Genomic DNA, 21359 nt, shown 5'->3' on the forward strand with positions numbered 1-21359 from the left:
TTCTCATACGCCAGTACGGCTGACGGGACCATTCTCCCAGCTCGGGCCGCAACCGCGAAAACGGCTTTTCACCGCGTGGGATACTGGCTTTCCTGTACTGCACGAACCCGGAACCCGACTAGAACGGCAGCCACTCCATGGCCTCGGTCACGTCCCTCACCGCTTCCGTCCACCAGCGCCTCGCGGACGCCCTCTCGGCAGCCCTGCCGGAGGCCGGTTCCGCGGACCCGCTGCTGCGCCGAAGCGACCGGGCCGACTTCCAGGCCAACGGGATCCTGGCCCTCGCGAAGAAGGCGAAGGCGAACCCGCGCGACCTGGCGACGCAGGTGGTGGCGCAGGTGGCGTCCGGTGACGTGATCAAGGACATCGAGGTCTCCGGGCCCGGCTTCCTGAACATCACGGTCACCGACGGCGCGATCGTCCGGAACCTGGCGGAGCGGTACGCGGACAGCGCCCGCCTCGGTGTGCCCCTCGCGGAGCACCCGGGCACGACGGTGATCGACTACGCCCAGCCGAACGTGGCGAAGGAGATGCACGTCGGTCACCTGCGGTCCGCGGTGATCGGTGACGCGGTGGTGCAGATCCTGGAGTTCACCGGTGAGTCCGTCGTGCGGCGGCACCACATCGGCGACTGGGGCACCCAGTTCGGCATGCTCATCCAGTACCTGATCGAGCACCCGCACGAGCTGGACCACCAGGGCGGCGAGGTCTCCGGCGAGGAGGCCATGTCGAACCTGAACCGGCTCTACAAGGCGGCGCGGACGGTCTTCGACTCCGACGAGGAGTTCAAGACGCGGGCGCGGCGCCGGGTGGTGGACCTCCAGGCGGGCGAGCCGGAGACGCTGGCCATGTGGCAGAAGTTCGTGGACGAGTCGAAGATCTACTTCTACTCGGTCTTCGACAAGCTCGACATGGACATCCAGGACGCGGACGTGGTCGGCGAGTCCGGCTACAACGACATGCTGGACGAGACGTGCCGGCTGCTGGAGGAGTCGGGCGTCGCGGAGTACTCGGACGGCGCGCTGTGCGTGTTCTTCGACGACGTGAAGGGCCCGGACGGCAACCCGGTGCCGCTGATCGTGAAGAAGTCGGACGGCGGCTACGGCTACGCGGCCACCGACCTGTCGGCGATCCGTGACCGGGTGTTCAACCTGAAGGCGTCGACGCTGCTGTACGTGGTGGACGCGCGGCAGTCCCTGCACTTCAAGATGGTCTTCGAGACGGCACGCCGGGCCGGCTGGCTGAACGACGACGTGAAGGCGCACCAGTTGGCGTTCGGCACGGTGCTGGGCAAGGACGGCAAGCCGTTCAAGACCCGTGAGGGCGAGACGGTGCGGCTGGTCGACCTGCTGGACGAGGCGATCGACCGGGCCACGACCGTCGTGCGCGAGAAGGCCGAGAAGGTGGGCCTGAGCGAGTCGGAGATCGAGGAGAACGGCCGGTACGTCGGCGTCGGCGCCGTGAAGTACGCGGACCTGTCGACCTCCGCCGTCCGGGACTACAAGTTCGACCTGGACCAGATGGTCTCGCTGAACGGTGACACCTCGGTGTACCTCCAGTACGCGTACGCCCGGGTCCGGTCGATCTTCGGCAAGGCGGGCGACCGTACGCCGGTGGCGCACCCGGAGCTCGAACTGGCCCCGGCGGAGCGGGCGTTGGGTCTGCACCTGGACCGGTTCGGGGAGACGCTGGAGGAGGTCGCCGCGGAGTACGCGCCGCACAAGCTGGCGGCGTACCTGTACCAGCTGGCCTCGCTCTACACGACGTTCTACGACCAGTGCCCGGTCATCAAGCCGGCCCCGGCGCAGGAGGTCGCGGAGAACCGGCTGTTCCTCTGCGACCTGACGGCCCGGACCCTCCACCAGGGCATGTCCCTGCTGGGCATCCGGACGCCCGAGCGGCTCTGACGCCCCGGCAGGACGCGCGGACCTCGCGGCCCCGGCGGAACGGTGACATCACCGTCCCGCCGGGGCCGTCCGGCTGTCGGCCCGCCTGTCAGGCGTAGTAGTGGATCGTGCCGTGGAGCGCGGGGGTGCCGCCCTCGCAGTGCTGGACGAACGTCGCCGCGAACGCCTTCACGGTGCCGTCGTCGTTCAACGCCAGTTTGCCGACGGTGAACTCACCGGTGCTGCTGTTGCAGCCGCGGCCGTTCCCGCCCAGGTCGAGTTCGCCGACCTCCGCCGTACGGAAGCGCTCCGTGGCGTAGGTCGTCCCGACCTCGAACCGCTCCCCCACGGGCGGGGCGATGGACGCCGACCAGTACTCACGCTTGCCGGAGACGCCGTACCGGACGCCGTCGGCACCCCCGCTGAGCGAGAACGTGCTGGTGGCCCCGGTGTGGGTGGCGCTCACACCCTGCCCGATGTAGTCCCCGGCGTCACTCGTGTAGGAGTAACCCAGCGGATAGGCGCGGTACTTGACGACTCCGGTCAGCGCCGGGGCGGTCGCGCTCTCACAGTGCTGGGTGTACGTGGCGTCGAGCGCCGTGATCGTGCCGTCGGCGTCCGTCTCGATCTGGTTGACCGAGAACTGCCCGTACACCTCGTTGCAGCCGCGCCCGTCCCCGGAGACGTCGAGACCCGGTGAGCGTCCGGTGCGGAACGCCGCGCGCTCGGCGTTCCGGTAGACACCGGGGTGGAGCTTCTCCCCCTGCGGTGCGGCGAGGTCGACGTCCCACCAGGTGTCGTCGGTCGACACCCGGAAGCGCGCGTACTCGGCGGAGCCGCCCGCGCTGATCGTCGCCGTCTTCGGCGTGTACGACGCGGTGGCCCCCTGGCCTATGTAGTCGCCGGGTCTGCTGCTGTGGCTGTACTTGGTCACCGCCACCGGCGTGCCGGTGGCTGCCGCGGCGGGCGCGGCGAGCGCCGTGGTGAGGCCCACCGTCGCGGTCAGCCCCGCCAGGACGCCGGTCAGGACGCGTCTCCATCCAGTGCTTCTGGGCACGGATGTCTCCCCCCTCCATGAGAGCGGGCACCCCGTCCGGGCACCCGTGCCCCACAAGTAACCAGCACCGCACACGCCCGTCGAACTATTTCCTCCCACCATCAACTTCTTTCGGCCGTAACGGCGTTGGGGTCTTGCGCCCGCCGAACTCGCACCACACCGCCTTGCCCGGGTCGCGCGCGTCGACCCCCCACCGGTCGGCGAACGCGGCCACCAGCAGCAGGCCCCGGCCGCCCTCGTCGGCCCGGTCGGCGATCCTCGGCGTCCCCGGCCCGCTGTCGTGCACCTCGACCCGCAGGACGGTGCCGTCGTAGCGCAGGAAGACGCGGAAGTGCCGGCCCGGCGGTACGGCGTGCACGAGGGCGTTGGTCGCGAGCTCGCTGACGCAGAGCAACACGTCGTCGGCCTGTTCGGTGCCGGCGAGCCCCCATCCGGCGAGCGTCTCGTGGGCGAACCGCCTGGCAGCGGCCACGGCCCGCCGGTCCCGTCGAAAGAAACGCTCACGCAGGGGCGGGAGGTGGATGGTCTCGTTCACGGGACGAGAGTCGCGCAGAGTCACTACCGTGGATCACTGCGTGAGGCAGTACGGATTTTCTGTACGGGTTCGTGCGGGGTCAGACGCCTTCAGGTGTGGGGAGTTGGTCGGACATGACTGCCGGAAAGCGTCCACGGAAGAATGCGTCGGCCATGAGGATGCTGGGCGCCCAGGTGGCCGCATTCCGTCGGGCCGAGGGTTACACCCAGCGCTCGCTCGCCGAGAGCCTGCTCGTCGACGAGGAGACCGTCGCCTCGATCGAGCAGGGCAGGCGCCCGTTGAAGAGGGACTTGGCCGAACATCTCGATGAGCTTCTCCGCACGAAGGGAGTGCTGGTCGTCGGCGTGGACAACATGCCTGAGGTGGACCTCTTCCCCCGCTGGGCGGCCGAGTTCATCGATCTGGAGCGAGAAGCCTTGGCGCTCTCGTCGTATCAGAATCAGGCACTGCCCGGGCTCCTGCAGACCGAGGCGTACGCCCGGGCGGTGTTCCGCAACGAGGTGCCCAGCCTCACCGACGACGAGACCCAGTTGCGCGTGGCCGCCCGCATCGCCAGGCAGCAGATCCTCCACCGCGAGGACTCACCGACTGCAAGCTTCGTCATCTCCGAGACGACACTGATGGACCGGCTCGGCGGCGACGACGTCCACCTGGAGCAGATGCACCATCTGCACGCCTGCAGCCGGCTTCCCGGCGTCACGCTCCAGGTCATGCCGGTCGGCCGGGACTTCCATGCCGGGCTGTCCGGCCCCTTCGTCCTCATCGAGACACCCGATCACCAGCGGGTCGCATACGTCGAGGCCCAGCTCAACGGCTGGATGATCGCTGACCCCGGCCAGGTGTCCATCCTGGAGCGCAAATATGCGATGCTGCGGACACAGGCTCTCAACGCCCAGGAGACAGAGCGCCTGTTGAACCGTTCGCTAGGAGAGCGATGAACGCCGCACTGCAGTGGTTCAAGTCCAGCTACAGCACCGAGCAGGGCGGCGACTGCCTCGAAGTCGCCTACTCCGGGCTCCAGTCCGGCAAGGTGACCGCCGTGCACCTCCGTGACTCCAAGAACCCGGCGGAGCCAGGCCTCCGTGTCTCGGTGCGGGCCTGGGCCGCGTTCACCGCAGCCCGGTAGGAGAGCGGAGCGGCCCCGTTGTCAGTGGGGGCCCCTACAGTCACCGGCATGGCGACTCTTCCCAACCCGCTGCCGCGGCTGGTGGCAGACCCGAGTGGGCGCACCCTCGGGCTCGATCTCCCCGCCGGGAGACTGATCGACGCGACCCACGAGGGCACGTGGCACGAGCCGTTGGTGTGGCATGCCGAGGAGCGGCCGGCCGACGGAGCCTGGAGCGCGGCCGACTCCGCCCGCACGCTCGGCCTGCTGCCGGTGCTGCTGGACGTCGGCGGCCCGCAGAACGGCCCGGGCGGCTGGGAGTTGATGCCCGGCGCGATGTCGTACGCCGGGGACCACGACGCCGACGAGGTGCTGGCCGACTTCTGGGAGCGGTACGCGGCGGACGAGCTCGGGGACGACGGGGACTACGCGAGCCGGGAGGTCGTGGAGAGCCTCTTCGGCAGGCCGGAGCCCTATGACGCGAAGGTCGCGCCGTACGGCCCCGTGTGGCCGGGGCTCGCCCCGGCCGGGCAGCAGGAGGCCGATCCGGACGCGCGTGCGGCGGAGATCGCGGACGCTCTCGGGGACCGCGGCTCGTGGCTGAAGGAACCGCGTCTCGCGCTCGTTCCGGCGCGCCGCAGTGCGGACATCCCGGCGGCGCTGGGCTGGACGGGACCGCTGAACTACGAGAACGACGTGGCGCGCCTGTGCGCGGTCCTGCGGTCCTGGGAGGACCGTTTCGGGATACGGGTGGTGGCGCTGACCTTCGACCAGTTGGTGGTGTCGGTGGCGGCGCCGCCGACAACCCTGGCGGAGGCCGAGGCGGTCGCCGCCGAGCACTTCGCGTTCTGCCCGGACAACATCACGCAGGGCAGTCACACGGCGCTGCGGACGTATGCCGAGCAGGAGGTGCTGAACGAGCCGGTCTGGTCCTTCTGGTGGGACTGACCGGCGCGCCCGGCACCTCCCCGGTGACGGCGGTGACGGCGGTGACGGCGGTGACGGCGTCCGGGGTCAGCCGTGCAGGCCCGAGGCGAGCCGCCGCAGCCCCTCCGCGATCTCGTCCGGGGTCTGCGTGACGAAGCACAGGCGCATCGTCGACGCCTCCGGGGTGCCCGCGTAGAAGGGCGCGCCGGGCACGTAGGCGACCCCGTGCTCCACGACCGTGCGGAGCAGGGCCGTGGTGTCGTACGGCTCGGGCAGCCGGGCCCAGAGGAACATGCCGCCCTCGGGCCGGGTCCACGTCGACCCGGCCGGGAGGGCGTCGCCGATCCCGGCGAGCATGGCGTCGCGCCGCTCGCGGTAGACGGAGGCGACCCGCCCCACATGGGCGTCGAGGTCCTGGTCGGCCAGGTACCGGGCGGCGGCGAGCTGGTTGACGGTCGGGGTGTGCAGGTCGGCGGCCTGCTTGGCGACGGCGCAGGCCCGCCGGAGTGCCGCGGGCGCCCGCAGCCAGCCCAGCCGCATCCCGGGTGCCATCACCTTGGAGAACGACCCGAGGAGCACGGTCCGGTCCCCGGCACCTTCGTGGGAGGCGATCCACGGAACGCGCTCGCCCTCGAAGCGCAGTTCGCCGTAGGGGTCGTCCTCGACGATCCACAGGCCGCGGGTGGCGGCGACGCGGGCGACGGCGGCGCGGCGCCCGGCGGGGAGGGTGCGGCCGGTGGGGTTCTGGAAGGTGGGCACGGTGTAGAGGAGCTTCGGCCGCTCCCGGGCGACCAGGGTGTCCAGTGCCTCGGGGTCGATGCCGTCCTCGTCGCCCGGCACGGCGAGCACGCGGGCGCCGGCGAAGGCGAACGCCTGAAGTGCCGCCAGATAGCAGGGGCTTTCGACGAGAACGGTGTCGCCCGGCTCCAGCAGGGCCGTGGCGAGCAGCGACAGCGCCTGCTGCGAACCGGTGGTGACGAGCACGTCGTCCGGCCCGGTCGGCAGACCGCGCGCCGCGGTCCGCGCGGCGAGGGCCGTCCGCAGCACCGGTTCGCCCTCGGTCGTCGAGTACTGCAGGGCCCGTGCGGGTTCCTCGGTGAGGACGTCGCGGTAGGCGGCGGCGATACCGGTCGCGTCGAACAGTTCCGGGGCGGGCAGTCCGCCCGCGAAGTTGATCACCTCGGGGCGGGCGGTGACCGCGAGGATGTCCCGTACCGGTGAGCCTCCGATCGCGGTCGCCCGGGCGGCGAGCGGGGGCATGGGGGCGGTCGTGGCGGCGGGCTCGATGACGGTCACGATGACGGCTCCTTGTCCTGGCGGAGACCTCGCGGGGGCCGGTGGCCCTCCCGGGGGCTGCGGGCCGGGCGGCCCCGTCGCCCCGGGACCGCTCGTGCCCGCACCCTAGGCGGATAGGTGCCGTCTACACCCGTCAATTCCGGCATCCGGACGGAGAACCGGGGCGAGCCGGCGCCCCGGTGACCGTCGGGCCTGCGGGTGTCCGTCGGCTACGGCTTGACGCCCGTCGCCACGTACACGTTGATGTCCGCGTCCGTCACGTCGTTGATGTCGCGGTAGCGGACCATCTCGATGGCGTCGAGCGTGGCCAGCAGGTCGGGGTCGGCCTTCTCCGGAGCCGGGGCGCCGTCGTCGGGACGCCAGTGGTGGGCCGGGACGACACCGGGCTCGTCCAGCACCAGACCGTTCTCGGTGAAGAACCGCTCGACCTCCGCCCGCGACCGCAGCACGAAGGTGAACCCCCGCTCGGTGTAGGTGCGTTGCACCGCGCGGATGGCCTCGGGGTTCAGGTCCTCGGTGAGGTGGCTGAGGACGATCCGGCTGCCGGACGGCAGGGCGTCGACCAGGTCGCGGACGATCGGGTAGGCCTCCTCGTCCTCGACGAAGTGCAGGATCGCGACCAGCACCAGGACGACCGGCTCGTCGAGGTCCAGGGTCTTGGCGGCCTGTTCGAGGATCTGACCGGGCTGCTTGAGGTCCGCGTCGATGTAGTCCGTACGCCCCTCGGGCCCGCTGGTGAGGAGGGCGCGCGCGTGGGCGAGGACCACCGGGTCGTTGTCGACGTACACGACCCGCGCGTCCGGGGTGATCGCCTGCGCGATCTGGTGGACGTTCTCCTGGGTCGGCAGTCCGGTGCCGATGTCGAGGAACTGCTTCACGCCGCTCTCCGCCGTCAGCGACGTCACGGCGCGCCGGAGGAAGTCCCGGTTGTGCCGGACGTCGAGGTAGCCGCGCGGGTTCGCGGCGAGCGCGGCGGCGGCCGCGTTGCGGTCGACCGGGTAGTTGTCCTTGCCGCCGAGGAAGACGTCGTAGACCCGGGCGGGGTGTGCCTTGGTGGTGTCGATCCTCTTTCTCAGCTCCGCGGGATCCTGGCTGAGGGCATCACCGGACATGAAACATCTCCCTGGAGAGTCGCGTCATACAACTGGCAACAACCTAGCGCCTGGGGCGACTTGATGACGCCGGTCAGCCGGGAGGAGCGGCCTTCCCCCACTCGCTGCCGCCCAGCGGGTAGTCGTACGCGGGCCGGCCCACGTTCCCGCTGGTCCGGAACGGCTTGCCGTGGTCGTCGACGCGTACGGTGCCGCTCTTCGTGCCGCTGGACCAGTCGAGCTCCAGGTACCAGCTCACGTCGTGCGCCTGCGTGTCCGCGAACACGGAGAAGACCTCGGGGTCGGACTCGCTCACCTTGAAGGGGAAGGCGCGCTGCCCGCCCTTGAGCGCGACCGCCGGACGTCCCGCGTCGAGGTCCACGGTGAACGACGTCGTCTCCACCCCGCCGCCGCAGCCCACGCCCATCGCGTAGTCGTTCCAGGCGAGCGGCGCGCTCTTGTCCAGCACGCGCACGTGCAGCGCCTTCAGGACGACGGTCGCCTTCCCGGTCCCCTGCACGGTGAGCGAGAGCAGTTGCTCCCCGCTCGGGACCCCGCCGAGTGCGGTGACCCAGCCCCGCGCGTCCGACTCGTTCGGCGGCGGGGGCACCTGCTGCGCCGGCCGGTTCACCAAGTAGTGCTGGCTGCACGGGTCGTCGAACCTGTACGGGTCGACGACGACGGTCGGTGCACCGGCACCGTCGTCGGCACCGGCCGCACCGTCGTCGGCGACGCCGTTCTCGTCGACGGCTCCGCCGACCGTCGATCCCGACGGCCGGGGGCTCCGGTGCGCGGCGGACGGCGAGGCCGAGCCGTGGCGCGCGCCGGGCGTCGTGCCGGTCGCGCTCGCCCGCGCCGCGGGCGGCACTCCGACGGCCACGGCGCCTCCCTGGGCGTCGTCGTCACGGCTGCCGGACCCGAGTTGCACGGCCAGCACGCTGGACACGATCGCCGTCACGACGACGGCACCGACCCCGGCGAGCACCGCGGACCGCCGGTTCCGCAGCCGGCTCGGCCGCACCGGCACGGGCCCGACGGCCGCACCGCCCTCGCTCGCCGGCCGCCCGTCCGCCGTACCGTCCGCCGTGTCGTCCGCCCCCGCGCCGGACACGGCACCGCTCGCGTCCGCGGTCTCGGCCCCCGCCACGACGTCCGCCTCCGCCTCCGCCTCCGGAGCGTCATCGGCCGGGTCCCCGGCTCCCGTTCGCCCCGGGCCCGGGCCCTTCTTCCCCCGCAGCGCGTCCGCCAGGACCCACCGCCGGTGCAGCTCCACCAGCTCGTCCGGCGTGGCCCGGCAGACCCGCGCGAGCCGTTCGACGGGCGCGTAGTCCGCCGGCACCGCGTCGCCGTTGACGTACCGGTGCAGTGTGGACGTACTGACGTGCAGCCGCTTGGCGAGTGCCCCGTAGCTGAGACCGGACCGCTCCTTCAGCTCCCGGAGCAGTCCCGCGAACTCGTCCCCCGCCACCGTTCCTCCATCCCCCGTGTCCCGGACCGCGTTCCAGGGAGTTGTCGTTCCCCCAGGTCAGAGCCTGTTTCGGCGTTCCAGCGTCCCGTGTTGCCCGCCGGGTGTGGCGGCCGGGACGGATCACCGCACAAGCTGCTGCCATCCAAGCACGCCGCTCCCCACGACCGGTCGAGCGGCCGTTCCACCAGCGACACCCCAGGGGGATCACCCATGTCCGCACGCACCACCCGCACCCGTCTGCTCGCCGCCTCCACCATCGCGCTCGCCGCGTTCGCCCTCACGGCGTGCGGCAACGGAGACGGCGTCCGCGACGAGGGCCCGTCCGCCGGGGCCCGCTCCTCGGCCCGCCCGAGCGAGGGGACGGTCGGCGGCACGACGGCGAAGCCCGCGGGCACCCGCACCACCACGGGCTCGACGAGCGGTTCGAAAAACACCGGCACCACCACGGGCTCGAAGGGCACCGGCGGCACCGGGTCCAGGGGCGGCTCCGCGGGCGGCAACGGCAGCGGCACCCGCAACCCGGCGTGCGTCGCGGCCACCACCCGCACGACCGCGACGGTCGTCTCCCGCCCGCTCAACCACCTGCTGCTCACCGTCACCAACAAGAGCTCGAAGAACTGCGACCTGACGGGCTACCCGATCGTCCGCTTCAGCGAGGCCCAGTCCGTCCCGCCGGTCGCGGAGGAGACCCACCCGCAGGCGGTCGTCACGCTCGCTCCCGGCGAGTCCGGCTACGCGGGCGTCCTCCTGTCCGCGGCCGACGGCAGCGGCGTCCACGGCTACACCGCCAAGACGCTGGAGGTCTACTACGGCGACCAGGGCCGGAACGGAAGCGCCCGCCCGGCACTCCCCGCGAAGGGCGTCTACATCGACGAGAAGCTCACGGTGACGTACTGGCAGCAGGACCTGGACACCGCGCTCTCGTACTGAACGCGGCGCACGGCCGTGCCCGGCACGCCCAGGAGCCGTGCCGGGCACGGCCGTTGAGGCCCGCGACCTCGCGGCACCACCGTTTCGCGGGACGGTGCCATGGCATACGCTGCCGGACGGCGAAGCGATGATCCGCACGGTGAGCCGAGAGGTCGATGACACAGGAGCCGAGGTCACACGGACGGGACGCCGGCCCGGCCGACGCTCCCGCGCCGCCGCGCGACGCCCGCGCCCGCGAGGCCGTCGAACGCTTCCTGACCTGACCCCGGTGATCCGCCGGACCGCTAGCGCAGGTTCCGCGCGACCTCGGTCGCCCAGTACGTGAGGATGTTCTGCGCGCCGGCCCGCTTGATGCCGGAGAGGGACTCCATGATCGCCTTGTCCCGGTCGATCCAGCCCTTCTCCGCCGCGGCCTCGATCATCGAGTACTCGCCGGAGATCTGGTACGCGACGACCGGCACCTCCGACGCGTCGGCGACCCGGGTCAGGATGTCGAGGTAGGGGCCGGCCGGCTTCACCATCACCATGTCGGCGCCCTCCTCCAGGTCGAGCGCCAACTCCCGCAGGGACTCCCGCGCGTTGGCCGGGTCCTGCTGGTACGTCTTGCGGTCGCCCTTGAGCGAGGAACCGACGGCCTCCCGGAAGGGGCCGTAGAAGGCGGAGGAGTACTTGACGGTGTAGGCGAGGATCGCGACGTCCTCGCGGCCGATCTGGTCGAGGGCGTCCCGGACGACGCCGATCTGGCCGTCCATCATCCCGCTGGGGCCCACGATGTGGGCGCCGGCGTCGGCCTGCACCTGGGCCATCTCGGCGTACCGCTCCAGGGTGGCGTCGTTGTCGACCCGTCCCTGCTCGTCCAGCACACCGCAGTGCCCGTGGTCGGTCGTCTCGTCGAGGCACAGGTCGGACATCACGAGCAGTTCGTCGCCGACCTCGGCGCGGACGTCGCGCAGGGCGACCTGGAGGATGCCGTCCGGGTCCGTGCCCGGCGTGCCGACGGCGTCCTTCTTGGCGTCCTCGGGAACGCCGAACAGCATGATCCCGGAGACCCCGGCCTCCAGCGCCTCCACGGCGGCCTTCCGCAGACTGTCCCGGGTGTGCTGCACGACCCCGGGCATCGCGGCGATCGGCACCGGCTCGCGGACACCCTCGCGCACGAACGCGGGGAGGATCAGATCGGCGGGGTGCAGCCGGGTCTCGGCGACCATCCGGCGCATGGCGGGCGTCGTACGCAGCCGCCGGGGACGCGTACCGGGAAAGGATCCGTACTTCGTCATGACATCTACGCTACGCCCGCCCCAAGACCACCTATACCGACGCCGTGTCGGAGCCCGCAGACCACACGATTCAGCCCCTCCGGCGTTCGAGGAGCGGGGTCTGGGGCGGAGCCCCGGGGACGGGAAGGGAAGGGGCGGAGGGGGCGAGAACCCCCACCCCCGCCCCCACCTGCGTCAGGTGGTGCGTCGGCGGCGAGAGCCCGGCCGGCGCTCACTGGGCCGCGTCACCGGATCCCCCGCGTCGAGCGCGGCGGCCCGCCGCCGCAACCCGAAGTCGGCCAGGGCCTCGGCCAACTTGTGCACGGACGGCTCAGGAGCCATCACGTCGACCCGCAGCCCGTGCTCCTCGGCCGTCTTGGCCGTGGCAGGACCGATACAGGCGATCACCGTCACGTTGTGCGGCTTGCCCGCGATACCGACCAGGTTGCGCACGGTCGACGACGAGGTGAACAGCACCGCGTCGAACCCGCCGCCCTTGATCGCCTCACGGGTGTCGGACGGCGGCGGCGACGCCCGCACGGTGCGGTACGCCGTGACGTCGTCGACCTCCCAGCCCAGCTCGATGAGCCCGGCCACCAGGGTCTCGGTGGCGATGTCGGCACGCGGCAGGAACACCCGGTCGATCGGGTCGAAGACCGGGTCGTAGGGCGGCCAGTCCTCCAGGAGACCGGCGGCGGACTGCTCACCGCTCGGCACCAGGTCCGGCTTCACGCCGAAGGCGATGAGCGCCGTCGCGGTCTGCTCGCCGACCGCGGCGACCTTGATGCCCGCGAACGCACGGGCGTCGAGCCCGTACTCCTCGAACTTCTCGCGCACGGCCTTGACCGCGTTCACCGAGGTGAAGGCGATCCACTCGTACCGGCCCGTGACCAGGCCCTTGACCGCGCGCTCCATCTGCTGGGGGGTGCGCGGGGGTTCGACGGCGATCGTCGGAACCTCGTGCGGCACGGCCCCGTACGACCGCAGCTGGTCGGAGAGCGACGCCGCCTGCTCCTTCGTCCGCGGCACGAGGACCTTCCAGCCGAACAACGGCTTGGACTCGAACCACGACAGCTGGTCGCGCTGGGCGGCGGAGGAACGCTCACCGACCACGGCTATCACCGGGCGGCCACCGTCCGGGGACGGCAGCACCTTCGCCTGCTTCAGCGTCTGCGCGATCGTACCGAGGGTGGCCGACCAGGTGCGCTGACGGGTCGTCGTACCGGCGATCGTCACCGACATCGGGGTGTCGGGCTTGCGGCCGGAGGCCACCAGCTCCCCCGCCGCCGCGGCCACCGAGTCGAGCGTCGCCGACACCACGACGGTGCCGTCGGAGGCGCCGACCTCGGTCCAGCAGCGGTCGGAGGCGGTCCGCGCGTCGACGAACCGGACGTCCGCACCCTGCGCGTCCCGCAGCGGAACACCCGCGTAGGCGGGCACCCCGACGGCGGCGGCGATGCCGGGCACGACCTCGAACGGAACACCCGCGGCGGCGCAGGCGAGCATTTCCTCGGCCGCGTACGTATCAAGTCCCGGGTCCCCGGACACCGCCCGGACGACCCGCTTGCCGCCCCGTGCGGCCGTCATGACAAGATTGGCGGCATCCCTCGACGCGGGGTCACCAACGGTTGTTGACGTGCCGTCAACAACCGTCAGCTGAGGCGTGCCTGTGCTCTGGTACGTATCCGGCGAAGTGTCCGGATCCGTGTTCAGAACAGCGACGCCCTGTCTGGCGTGCGCGCGCACCACGTCGAGCACGTCGTGCTCGGCGACGAGGACGTCCGCGTTCGCCAGCGCCTCGACGGCGCGCAGTGTCAACAGCCCTGGATCTCCGGGTCCGGCACCCAGGAAGGTGACGTGCCCGTGGTCCGGACCGGCGGGAAGGTTGGTGGGGCTCAAAGTGCTCGCTCCCCCATCAGACCGGCCGCGCCCTTGGCAAGCATCTCGGCGGCGAGTTCACGGCCGAGCGCCATTGCTTGGTCATGTGTCTCGGGCACGGGACCGGTGGTGGACAGCTGCACCAGCGTCGAGCCGTCGGTCGTGCCGACGACGCCGCGCAGGCGCATCTCCTTGACAATCTGCCCGTCGGCGAGGAGGTCGGCGAACGCGCCCACGGGTGCGCTGCAGCCGGCCTCCAGGGCGGCGAGCAGAGATCGCTCGGCGGTCACGGCGGCCCGCGTGAGCGGGTCGTCGAGCTCTCCGAGCGCGGCGACGAGGTCCGCGTTGTCCGCGGCACACTCGATTGCCAGTGCCCCCTGGCCGGGGGCGGGCAGAACGGTGTCGACCGACAGGAAGTCGGTGACCTCGTCGATGCGGCCGATCCGGTTCAGTCCGGCGGCGGCGAGCACGACGGCGTCGAGCTCCCCGTCGCGGACGAAGCCGACGCGGGTGTCGATGTTCCCGCGGATGGCGACCGTCTCGATCGTCAGGCCGTGGCTGCGCGCGTACGCGTTCAGCTGGGCCATGCGGCGCGGTGAACCGGTGCCCACACGGGCGCCGTCCGGCAGCTCCGCGAAGGTCAGCCCGTCACGGGCGACGAGCACGTCCCGCACGTCCTCACGCACCGGCACCGCGGCCAGCGCGAGGTCCTCGGGCTGCGCGGTCGGCAGGTCCTTGAGGGAGTGCACGGCGAAGTCGACCTCCCCGCGCACCAGTGCCTCGCGCAGGGCCGTCACGAAGACGCCCGTACCGCCGATCTGGGCCAGGTGCTCGCGGGAAACGTCGCCGTACGTCGTGATCTCGACGAGCTCGACGGGCCGTCCGGTCACCTGGCTCACGGCTTCCGCCACCTGCCCGGACTGGGCCATGGCGAGTTTGCTGCGCCTGGTCCCGAGCCTCAAAGCCTGCTCACTCATGCTCGCCCTCGGTTCTTGGCGTTCTCGGTGTTGTTCTCGGCCCGCGAGACGGCGGCGACCGTCTCCGGGTCCAGGTCGAACAGGGTCCGCAGCGCGTCCGCGTACCCGGCACCGCCGGGCTCGGCGGCCAGTTGCTTGACCCGTACGGTCGGAGCGTGCAGCAGCTTGTCGACGACGCGGCGCACGGTCTGACCGATCTCGCCGCGCTGCTTGTCGTCGAGGTCCGGCAGCCGTCCGTCCAGCCGCGCGATCTCGTTCGCGACGACGTCGGCTGCCATGGCGCGCAGCGCCACGACGGTGGGGGTGATGTGCGCGGCCCGCTGGGCGGCACCGAACGCGGCGACCTCGTCGGAGACGATCCGGCGGACCTGGTCCACGTCGGCGGCCATCGGCGCGTCCGCGGAGGCCTCGGCCAGCGACTCGATGTCGACGAGGCGCACACCGAGCAGCCGGTGCACGGCGGCGTCGATGTCCCGGGGCATCGCGAGGTCGAGCAGTGCGAGCACCGGCGCGGGGCGCGGCACCCGGGAGAGGGGCTCGGGCCTACGGCGCTCGGGGATACGGCCGACCGTCGCGGCCGTGGCGGCCAGCGCGCTGATCAGCTCGGCGTCGGCGTCGGGCGTACCGCGGGTGTCGCGGCGCTCCTCGGTGCCGGTGCCCTTGTCCACCCAGGCCGCGTGCTGCTCCAGGGTGGCCGCGTCCATTCCGGCGACGGCGGCCTCGCCCATGACGGAGAAGCCGGTCGCGCCCTGGACGGCGGACAGGTCCAGGGGACAGCCGTCGTCGGTGCCGATGCCGGCCGGGGCGAGCTGACCGTCCGCCGCGGGCGTCTCGTCGCGGACGGCGACGGGGCTGCCGGTCCGTCCCTCGACGGCGGCCGCGACGGAGTCGGCGCTCAGCACGAGCCCGGTCGCGCCCGTGCAGGAGACGGCGATGTCGGCACGTGTCAGCTCGGCCGGCACCGCGTCCATCGGTACCGCGCGGGCCAGCACGTCCGTGTCGTCGCCGCCGGAGAGGATCTCGGCGAGGCGCTCGGCGCGGTCGGGGGTGCGGTTGGCGATCACGATCTCGCCGACTCCGGCGCGCGCGAGCGTCGCCGCGGCCAGCGAGGACATCGAGCCGGCGCCGATCACGAGGGCCTTCTTGCCCTTGGCCCAGGCCTCGACGGCCCGGCCCGCGGACAGCTGCTCCAGACCGAAGGTGACCAGCGACTGTCCGGCCCGGTCGATGCCGGTCTCGGAGTGGGCGCGCTTGCCGACCCGCAGCGCCTGCTGGAACAGGTCGTTCAGGAGACGGCCCGCCGTGTGCAGTTCCTGCGCGGTGGCGAGCGCGTCCTTGATCTGGCCGAGGATCTGGCCCTCGCCGACGACCATCGAGTCCAGACCGCAGGCCACCGAGAAGAGGTGGTGGACGGCCCGGTCCTCGTAGTGCACGTACAGGTGGGGGGTGAGCTCCTCCAGCCCGACGCCGCTGTGCTGGGCGAGCAGGGTGGACAGCTCGGCGACGCCCGCGTGGAACTTGTCCACGTCGGCGTACAGCTCGATGCGGTTGCAGGTGGCGAGGACGGCGCCCTCGGTGGCCGGCTCGGCGGCGAGGGTGTCCTGGAGCAGCTTGACCTGGGCGTCCGCGGACAGCGCGGCGCGCTCCAGGACGCTGACCGGGGCGCTGCGGTGGCTCAGCCCGACGACGAGGAGACTCATGCCGGCATCACCGCGGGAAGGTCTCCGTCGGGTCCCTTGCCGTCGTTCTCGCGGGCGGCACGGTCGGCGGCTCCGGCCTGCGCCTCGGCCTCCTCGCCGGCCTTGCGCTGCTCGTGGAACGCGAGGATCTGCAGCTCGATGGAGAGGTCGACCTTGCGCACGTCGACGCCGTCCGGGACGGTCAGGACGGTCGGCGCGAAGTTCAGGATGGAGGTGACTCCGGCGGCCACCAGGCGGTCGCAGACCTGCTGGGCGGCTCCGGCCGGGGTGGCGATGACACCGATCGAGACACCGTTCTCGTCGATGATCTTTTCCAGCTCGTCCGTGTGCTGGACCGGGATGCCGGCGACGGGCTTTCCGGCCATCGCGGGGTCCGCGTCTATGAGCGCCGCGACACGGAATCCGCGGGAGGCGAACCCTCCGTAATTGGCCAGTGCCGCACCGAGGTTGCCGATACCGACGATCACAACCGGCCAGTCCTGGGTCAGGCCCAGTTCGCGGGAGATCTGGTACACGAGATACTCGACGTCGTAGCCCACACCACGCGTCCCGTAGGAGCCGAGGTAGGAGAAGTCCTTGCGCAGCTTCGCGGAGTTGACCCCCGCCGCGGCCGCGAGCTCCTCCGAGGAGACCGTGGGTACCGAGCGTTCCGACAGTGCGGTGAGGGCTCGGAGGTACAGCGGAAGCCGGGCGACGGTGGCCTCGGGAATCCCTCGGCTGCGGGTCGCCGGTCGGTGAGTTCGGCCAGTTGCCACGGTGCTCCTGCGGGTAGAGCGGGGCTGCAGGCGGTCACACGTACCTAGACCGCCCCGTCGAATGCAGGCTATGTCTTTGTGAACGCGTGCACAAAGATGGTGTCCGATTTGCCCGGCCAACGTGACCGGGGTCACGCATGTCCGGCGCGCGGCTATGGAACCGGCGCGTGGACAGCTTCGTTCCGCTCCTGAAGGGGGCAAAACCGCACACACTCCTCAACGCATCCCGCCCCCGAGACCAATCCGCCGTCGATCCTAGGCGACTTTCCCGGCCACTTGGACTACTCGGTCAGGTCACAAGTCGGCGTACGACGCGCACGGGACGGGCCTCCCCGCACGGAACTCACGGCGCGAGGGCCTTGCGCAGGCGCTCCTCGTTCACGCGCCAGAACGTGTGCTGGGCACCGTCCACCAGCACGACCGGGATCTGCTCCCAGTACTGACGGTGCAACTCCTCGTCCTCGGTGATGTCCTTCCTCTCCCACGGGACCCCGAGGTCGGCACAGACCTTCTCGATGACTTCCTGTGCGTCATCACACAGGTGACACCCGGGCTTCCTGATCAACGTGACCAGGCGGTCCTCGGGCGCCTTCCTCTCCGTACGGCGATCACTGCGCCGGAACATGGGGCTCATACGCGCCATTCTCCCGCCCCCGGCGCATCCGCGGGCCAGGTCCGCGCTGTACGCGACAACCCGTGCGGGCACTGGGACGACGCGCCGGGACGACCCCGGACCGGTTCCCTTCTTTAACGGCTCGGTCGCGGAGAGTTCACAGCGTCGAATCCTCTCGACTCCGGAACCACCGAACAGACTGGCTATGCTCACGACATGGCCGCTCTCGGATGGCTCACTCCCCGTAGGCGCTCCGCGACCGCGCGGAGCGTGTTGGCAGGCGAGGCCTCTGCGGAGGCAGCCCGCAAGTCCTCGCAGGAACTGGAAGAACTGGCGCCGCCGGAGGCCGCCGAGGAACCGGTGTTCCCGGTGCTCGGCGACGACAGGGCCGCCGCGTTCTTCGACCTCGACAACACCGTGATGCAGGGCGCCGCCCTCTTCCACTTCGGGCGGGGCCTGTACAAGCGGAAGTTCTTCGAGACCCGCGACCTCGCCCGGTTCGCCTGGCAGCAGGCGTGGTTCCGGCTGGCCGGCGTCGAGGACCCCGAGCACATGCAGGAGGCCCGCGACTCCGCGCTGTCGATCGTCAAGGGCCACCGGGTCGCCGAACTGATGTCGATCGGCGAGGAGATCTACGACGAGTACATGGCCGAGCGGATCTGGCCCGGCACCCGCGCCCTCGCCCAGGCCCACCTGGACGCGGGCCAGAAGGTGTGGCTCGTCACGGCCGCGCCCGTGGAGATCGCGACGGTGATCGCACGGCGCCTCGGCCTGACCGGCGCGCTCGGCACCGTCGCCGAGTCGGTGGGCGGCATCTACACCGGCAAGCTGGTGGGCGAACCGCTGCACGGACCGGCGAAGGCCGAGGCCGTCCGCGCGCTCGCCGCCGCCGAGGGCCTGGACCTCTCACGCTGCGCGGCCTACAGCGACTCGCACAACGACATCCCGATGCTCTCGCTCGTCGGACACCCCTACGCGATCAATCCCGACGCGAAACTGCGCAGGCACGCGCGGGACTTCGACTGGCGCCTGCGCGACTACCGCACGGCGCGCAAGGCCGCGAAGGTCGGCATCCCGGCCGCGGCGGGCGTCGGCGCGGTGGCCGGCGGCACAGCGGCGGCCATCGCCCTCCACCGCCGCCGCCGCTAGACGCCGCACGGACGTCGCGGGCAGAGTTTTCGGCCCCTGCGGCGTTCGGGGAGCGGGGTCCGGGGCGGAGCCCCGGGTGGGGGACGGGCAGGGACGGCGGGGGCGGCGGGTGCGAAAACCTGTCCGGACCTGGGCGGAGCCCCTCGCACGGCAGCCAATCATCAAGTCCTACCCACGCCGTGGGTCCCCCAGTCGCGCCCATCACAGGCGGGCACAACACGCCCTGCACTCAGACGGAACGCGAACCGATTCGATCAACAACCGATCACCGAGCGGTACTTGAACGGGCACCGATACGCCTCAGAAGTGTCGTAATCGATGATTTGAGCAACTCGGTGTAGCGCTGCCTGTACGAAGCGTTATTCTCCTCAGACGCAAACCGGTACCCCACCTTCGCTACGAAGGGTGAAAGGTCCCGCACTGCACGTGATGGAAGCTCTGCCTCTGGGAGTCCCGTGTACTCACACGTCGGGGTTGACGCCTCTGGCCTGGCTACGCTGCGCGCAACGGTCCTCGACCGTCTGCGCGGCTTCGTCCCCACCGCGTACGCCGTCCCCGCCTTCGCCGTCGCCGCGCCTGTCGGTCCTTGCTATGCCCTGGCCGACGGCAACGCCGCGGTCGGCAGACGGGGCCGATCAGGCTCGGCCACCACCGCACGCCGTCCGGCCGCCGACAGCGACAGCGCCCGGATGATGGATCTCGTGGAGCGCGCCCAGGCCGGCGAGGCCGACGCCTTCGGACGGCTCTACGACCAGTACAGCGACACCGTGTACCGCTACATCTACTACCGGGTGGGAGGTAAGGCGACTGCCGAGGACCTCACCAGTGAGACCTTTCTGCGGGCGTTGCGCCGGATCGGCACCTTCACCTGGCAGGGCCGCGACTTCGGCGCCTGGCTGGTGACGATCGCCCGCAACCTCGTCGCCGACCACTTCAAGTCCAGCCGTTTCCGGCTGGAGGTCACCACCGGCGAGATGCTCGACGCCAACGAGGTCGAGCGCTCCCCCGAGGACTCCGTCCTGGAGTCCCTGTCGAACGCGGCACTGCTGGACGCCGTGCGCCGGCTCAACCCGCAGCAGCAGGAGTGCGTCACGCTGCGCTTCCTCCAGGGGCTCTCGGTCGCCGAGACCGCCCGGGTGATGGGGAAGAACGAGGGTGCCATCAAGACCCTCCAGTACCGGGCCGTCCGTACGCTGGCCCGCCTCCTGCCGGACGACGTCCGCTGAACCTGCTTCGAGCCACAGTGATCCAACACGTTCAGCGACGATCAACTCACCGTCCGTAAAAGTCCGTTGACTTCGCGGTCCGATCATCCGTCGTCCGTAACCCAAGTGCCGCGACGCTCGTTGTGCGGGATACAGGCTCCCTGTGGTCACGCCTTGGCCATCGCCGATCACCCGATCGTGTGGATATGGCCAAGGGGTGCAACCCTCAGGACCCCCTGGGGAGTCGACCGTCATGACGAGAGGAGGTGCCGCCAGTGATCGCGAACGTATCGGCACACCGGCGGGCGGACGCCTTCGCCCAGGCCCTGGAGGAGTCCGACCAGGGCACGGCGGCCGAGCAGCCCGATGGGCCTGCACCGTCCCGGGCTGCTGCGGAACGAACCGAGCGAGAGCTGCTGACGGCTCTCGCCACGGGTCTCGGCGAGCTGCCCAAACCGGAGCTGGATCCCGAGGTCAAGGTCGTGCAGCGAGCCCAGCTCGTCGCCGCGATGGAGGCCATGCTGCTGGAAGGCACCGCCGCCGGAGGCGAGGGTTTGGACCGTGCCGTGCCCGAGCAGCGGTCCCGTCGGGCCAAGGGCGCGCACCGGGCGACCGGACTGGGGAAACTGCGCCCCAGGTCGCGACTGACCAAGGGGCTCGCCGCGGGCGGGCTCAGCATCGGCGTGGCCGCCGGAGCCCTCGGCGGTGTGGCCGCCGCGAGCTCCGACGCCCTGCCCGGTGACTCCCTCTACGGCCTCAAGCGAGGCATGGAGGACATCAAGCTGGGCCTGGCCCACGGCGACAGCGACCGGGGCGAGCTCTATCTCGACCAGGCCTCCAGCCGCCTGAGCGAGGCACGCCGGCTGATGGAGCGCGGCCGCTCCGGACAGCTCGACCACGAGTCCCTGGGCGAGGTCCGCCGCGCCCTGTCCGGCATGCAGCACGACGCCTCCGAAGGCCACCGCCTGCTGCACGAGGCGTACGAACGGGACGGCTCACTCGGCCCCATCCAGGCCCTGTCCGCCTTCTCCCAGTCGCACCGCGAGGCCTGGGGCGCGCTGCGCGACCGGCTGCCCGTGCAGCTCGGTGACGTCAGCGACCAGGTGTCGTCGGTGTTCGACGCCATAGACGAAGAGGTCGGCCCGCTCCGCTCGCTGCTGCCCACGACCCCGGCCCCCGAGGGCACCGGGCGTCACCGTGGCAGGAGCGAGGAGTCCACCGGCTCCCCCGGCACGGACGCACCGGAGCCCAGCGCCACCGGCGGTTCCGCGAAGGGCGGCCACAGCGGCGCCACCAGCGGCAAACCGAAGCCCTCCAGCTCGGGCAGCGAGAGCGACGACGGCCTCCTCGGTGGCAACACCGGCGGCCTGCTCGACCCGCCCCAGGACGACACCAGTTCCTCGCCGTCCAGCAGCAGCGGCAGCAGCGCGACGACCAAGCCCGACGTCACCCTGCCTCCCCTGCTCCCCGGTCTGCTGCCGGGCCTCGGCATCGACACCGAGGACAGCGGCTGACCCAGGCACTCCGCGTA

The 21359-nt window shown here is 71.4% G+C and carries 19 protein-coding genes; 8 read left to right on the plus strand and 11 right to left on the minus strand.

The window, feature by feature from the left end; genetic code table 11:
• Positions 1 to 137 precede the first annotated feature (137 nt).
• Positions 138 to 1907, plus strand: coding sequence for an arginine--tRNA ligase (gene argS, locus OG406_RS18380; RefSeq protein ID WP_329186715.1), 1770 nt, complete (start codon positions 138 to 140; stop codon positions 1905 to 1907).
• Between the two features lie 88 nt (positions 1908 to 1995).
• Here argS and OG406_RS18385 read toward each other — a convergent pair whose 3' ends face one another.
• Both OG406_RS18385 and OG406_RS18390 read right to left on the minus strand, forming a co-directional pair.
• Positions 1996 to 2943, minus strand: coding sequence for a hypothetical protein (locus OG406_RS18385; RefSeq protein WP_329186716.1), 948 nt, complete (start codon positions 2941 to 2943; stop codon positions 1996 to 1998).
• Between the two features lie 85 nt (positions 2944 to 3028).
• Complete coding sequence (locus tag OG406_RS18390) at positions 3029 to 3478, minus strand: ATP-binding protein (RefSeq protein WP_266847556.1); 450 nt, start codon at positions 3476 to 3478, stop codon at positions 3029 to 3031.
• A 152-nt stretch (positions 3479 to 3630) separates the two neighbouring features.
• Between OG406_RS18390 and OG406_RS18395 the strand changes: the two genes are divergently transcribed.
• From OG406_RS18395 to OG406_RS18405, 3 genes are read left to right on the plus strand one after another with little or no spacing between them, the layout of a single operon-like run.
• Complete coding sequence (locus OG406_RS18395) at positions 3631 to 4416, plus strand: helix-turn-helix domain-containing protein (protein WP_329186718.1); 786 nt, start codon at positions 3631 to 3633, stop codon at positions 4414 to 4416.
• Positions 4413 to 4604, plus strand: a complete 192-nt coding sequence (locus tag OG406_RS18400) for a DUF397 domain-containing protein (RefSeq protein WP_329186719.1) — start codon at positions 4413 to 4415, stop codon at positions 4602 to 4604. Before OG406_RS18395 ends, OG406_RS18400 begins: the two co-directional genes overlap by 4 nt.
• A 48-nt stretch (positions 4605 to 4652) precedes the next feature.
• Positions 4653 to 5531, plus strand: coding sequence for a DUF4253 domain-containing protein (locus OG406_RS18405; RefSeq protein ID WP_329186721.1), 879 nt, complete (start codon positions 4653 to 4655; stop codon positions 5529 to 5531).
• A 66-nt stretch (positions 5532 to 5597) separates the two neighbouring features.
• Here OG406_RS18405 and OG406_RS18410 read toward each other — a convergent pair whose 3' ends face one another.
• From OG406_RS18410 to OG406_RS18420, 3 genes are all read right to left on the minus strand, one after another.
• Positions 5598 to 6806 carry an aminotransferase-like domain-containing protein gene (locus OG406_RS18410; RefSeq protein WP_329186723.1) on the minus strand — a complete coding sequence of 403 codons (1209 nt, stop codon included), beginning with the start codon at positions 6804 to 6806 and terminating at the stop codon, positions 5598 to 5600.
• A gap of 209 nt (positions 6807 to 7015) precedes the next feature.
• On the minus strand, positions 7016 to 7918 hold the full coding sequence (locus OG406_RS18415) for an SAM-dependent methyltransferase (RefSeq protein ID WP_164369517.1): 903 nt from the start codon (positions 7916 to 7918) through the stop codon (positions 7016 to 7018).
• 73 nt (positions 7919 to 7991) lie between these two features.
• Entirely contained in the window at positions 7992 to 9365 is a 1374-nt protein-coding gene (locus OG406_RS18420; RefSeq protein ID WP_329186725.1) for a helix-turn-helix domain-containing protein, read from the minus strand.
• A gap of 210 nt (positions 9366 to 9575) precedes the next feature.
• Between OG406_RS18420 and OG406_RS18425 the strand changes: the two genes are divergently transcribed.
• Positions 9576 to 10295, plus strand: coding sequence for a DUF4232 domain-containing protein (locus OG406_RS18425; RefSeq protein ID WP_329186727.1), 720 nt, complete (start codon positions 9576 to 9578; stop codon positions 10293 to 10295).
• Positions 10296 to 10579: 284 nt separating this feature from the next.
• Here OG406_RS18425 and hemB read toward each other — a convergent pair whose 3' ends face one another.
• The 6 genes from hemB to OG406_RS18455 form a co-directional block, all read right to left on the minus strand.
• Entirely contained in the window at positions 10580 to 11572 is a 993-nt protein-coding gene (gene hemB, locus OG406_RS18430; protein ID WP_329186729.1) for a porphobilinogen synthase, read from the minus strand.
• A 174-nt stretch (positions 11573 to 11746) separates the two neighbouring features.
• A complete protein-coding gene (locus OG406_RS18435) occupies positions 11747 to 13450 on the minus strand; it encodes a uroporphyrinogen-III synthase (RefSeq protein WP_164369513.1) in 1704 nt (567 codons plus the stop codon).
• Positions 13447 to 14406, minus strand: a complete 960-nt coding sequence (gene hemC / locus OG406_RS18440; RefSeq protein WP_081218674.1) for a hydroxymethylbilane synthase — start codon at positions 14404 to 14406, stop codon at positions 13447 to 13449. The genes OG406_RS18435 and hemC overlap by 4 nt, the downstream gene beginning before the upstream one ends.
• Entirely contained in the window at positions 14403 to 16106 is a 1704-nt protein-coding gene (locus OG406_RS18445; RefSeq protein ID WP_164369512.1) for a glutamyl-tRNA reductase, read from the minus strand. The genes hemC and OG406_RS18445 overlap by 4 nt, the downstream gene beginning before the upstream one ends.
• The gene (locus OG406_RS18450; RefSeq protein WP_081218672.1) at positions 16103 to 16861 is read right to left on the minus strand and encodes a redox-sensing transcriptional repressor Rex; all 759 of its coding nucleotides are present in this window, start codon (positions 16859 to 16861) and stop codon (positions 16103 to 16105) included. The genes OG406_RS18445 and OG406_RS18450 overlap by 4 nt, the downstream gene beginning before the upstream one ends.
• Before the next feature lie 343 nt (positions 16862 to 17204).
• Positions 17205 to 17504: a glutaredoxin family protein gene (locus OG406_RS18455; protein WP_164369511.1), complete on the minus strand. Its 300-nt coding sequence runs from the start codon at positions 17502 to 17504 to the stop codon at positions 17205 to 17207.
• A gap of 186 nt (positions 17505 to 17690) precedes the next feature.
• Between OG406_RS18455 and OG406_RS18460 the strand changes: the two genes are divergently transcribed.
• The 3 genes from OG406_RS18460 to OG406_RS18470 all read left to right on the plus strand — a co-directional run bounded on the left by OG406_RS18460 (position 17691) and on the right by OG406_RS18470 (position 21342).
• The gene (locus tag OG406_RS18460; protein ID WP_164369510.1) at positions 17691 to 18623 is read left to right on the plus strand and encodes an HAD family hydrolase; all 933 of its coding nucleotides are present in this window, start codon (positions 17691 to 17693) and stop codon (positions 18621 to 18623) included.
• A 455-nt stretch (positions 18624 to 19078) separates the two neighbouring features.
• Positions 19079 to 19849 (plus strand): ECF subfamily RNA polymerase sigma factor, BldN family, encoded by a 771-nt coding sequence (locus OG406_RS18465; RefSeq protein ID WP_081218669.1) that lies wholly within the window; start codon positions 19079 to 19081, stop codon positions 19847 to 19849.
• Positions 19850 to 20103: 254 nt separating this feature from the next.
• The gene (locus OG406_RS18470; protein WP_266615507.1) at positions 20104 to 21342 is read left to right on the plus strand and encodes a DUF5667 domain-containing protein; all 1239 of its coding nucleotides are present in this window, start codon (positions 20104 to 20106) and stop codon (positions 21340 to 21342) included.
• The last annotated feature ends 17 nt before the right edge of the window (positions 21343 to 21359 follow it).

Source organism: Streptomyces sp. NBC_01428, assembly GCF_036231965.1.
In the GTDB taxonomy this organism is placed as follows: Bacteria; Actinomycetota; Actinomycetes; order Streptomycetales; family Streptomycetaceae; genus Streptomyces.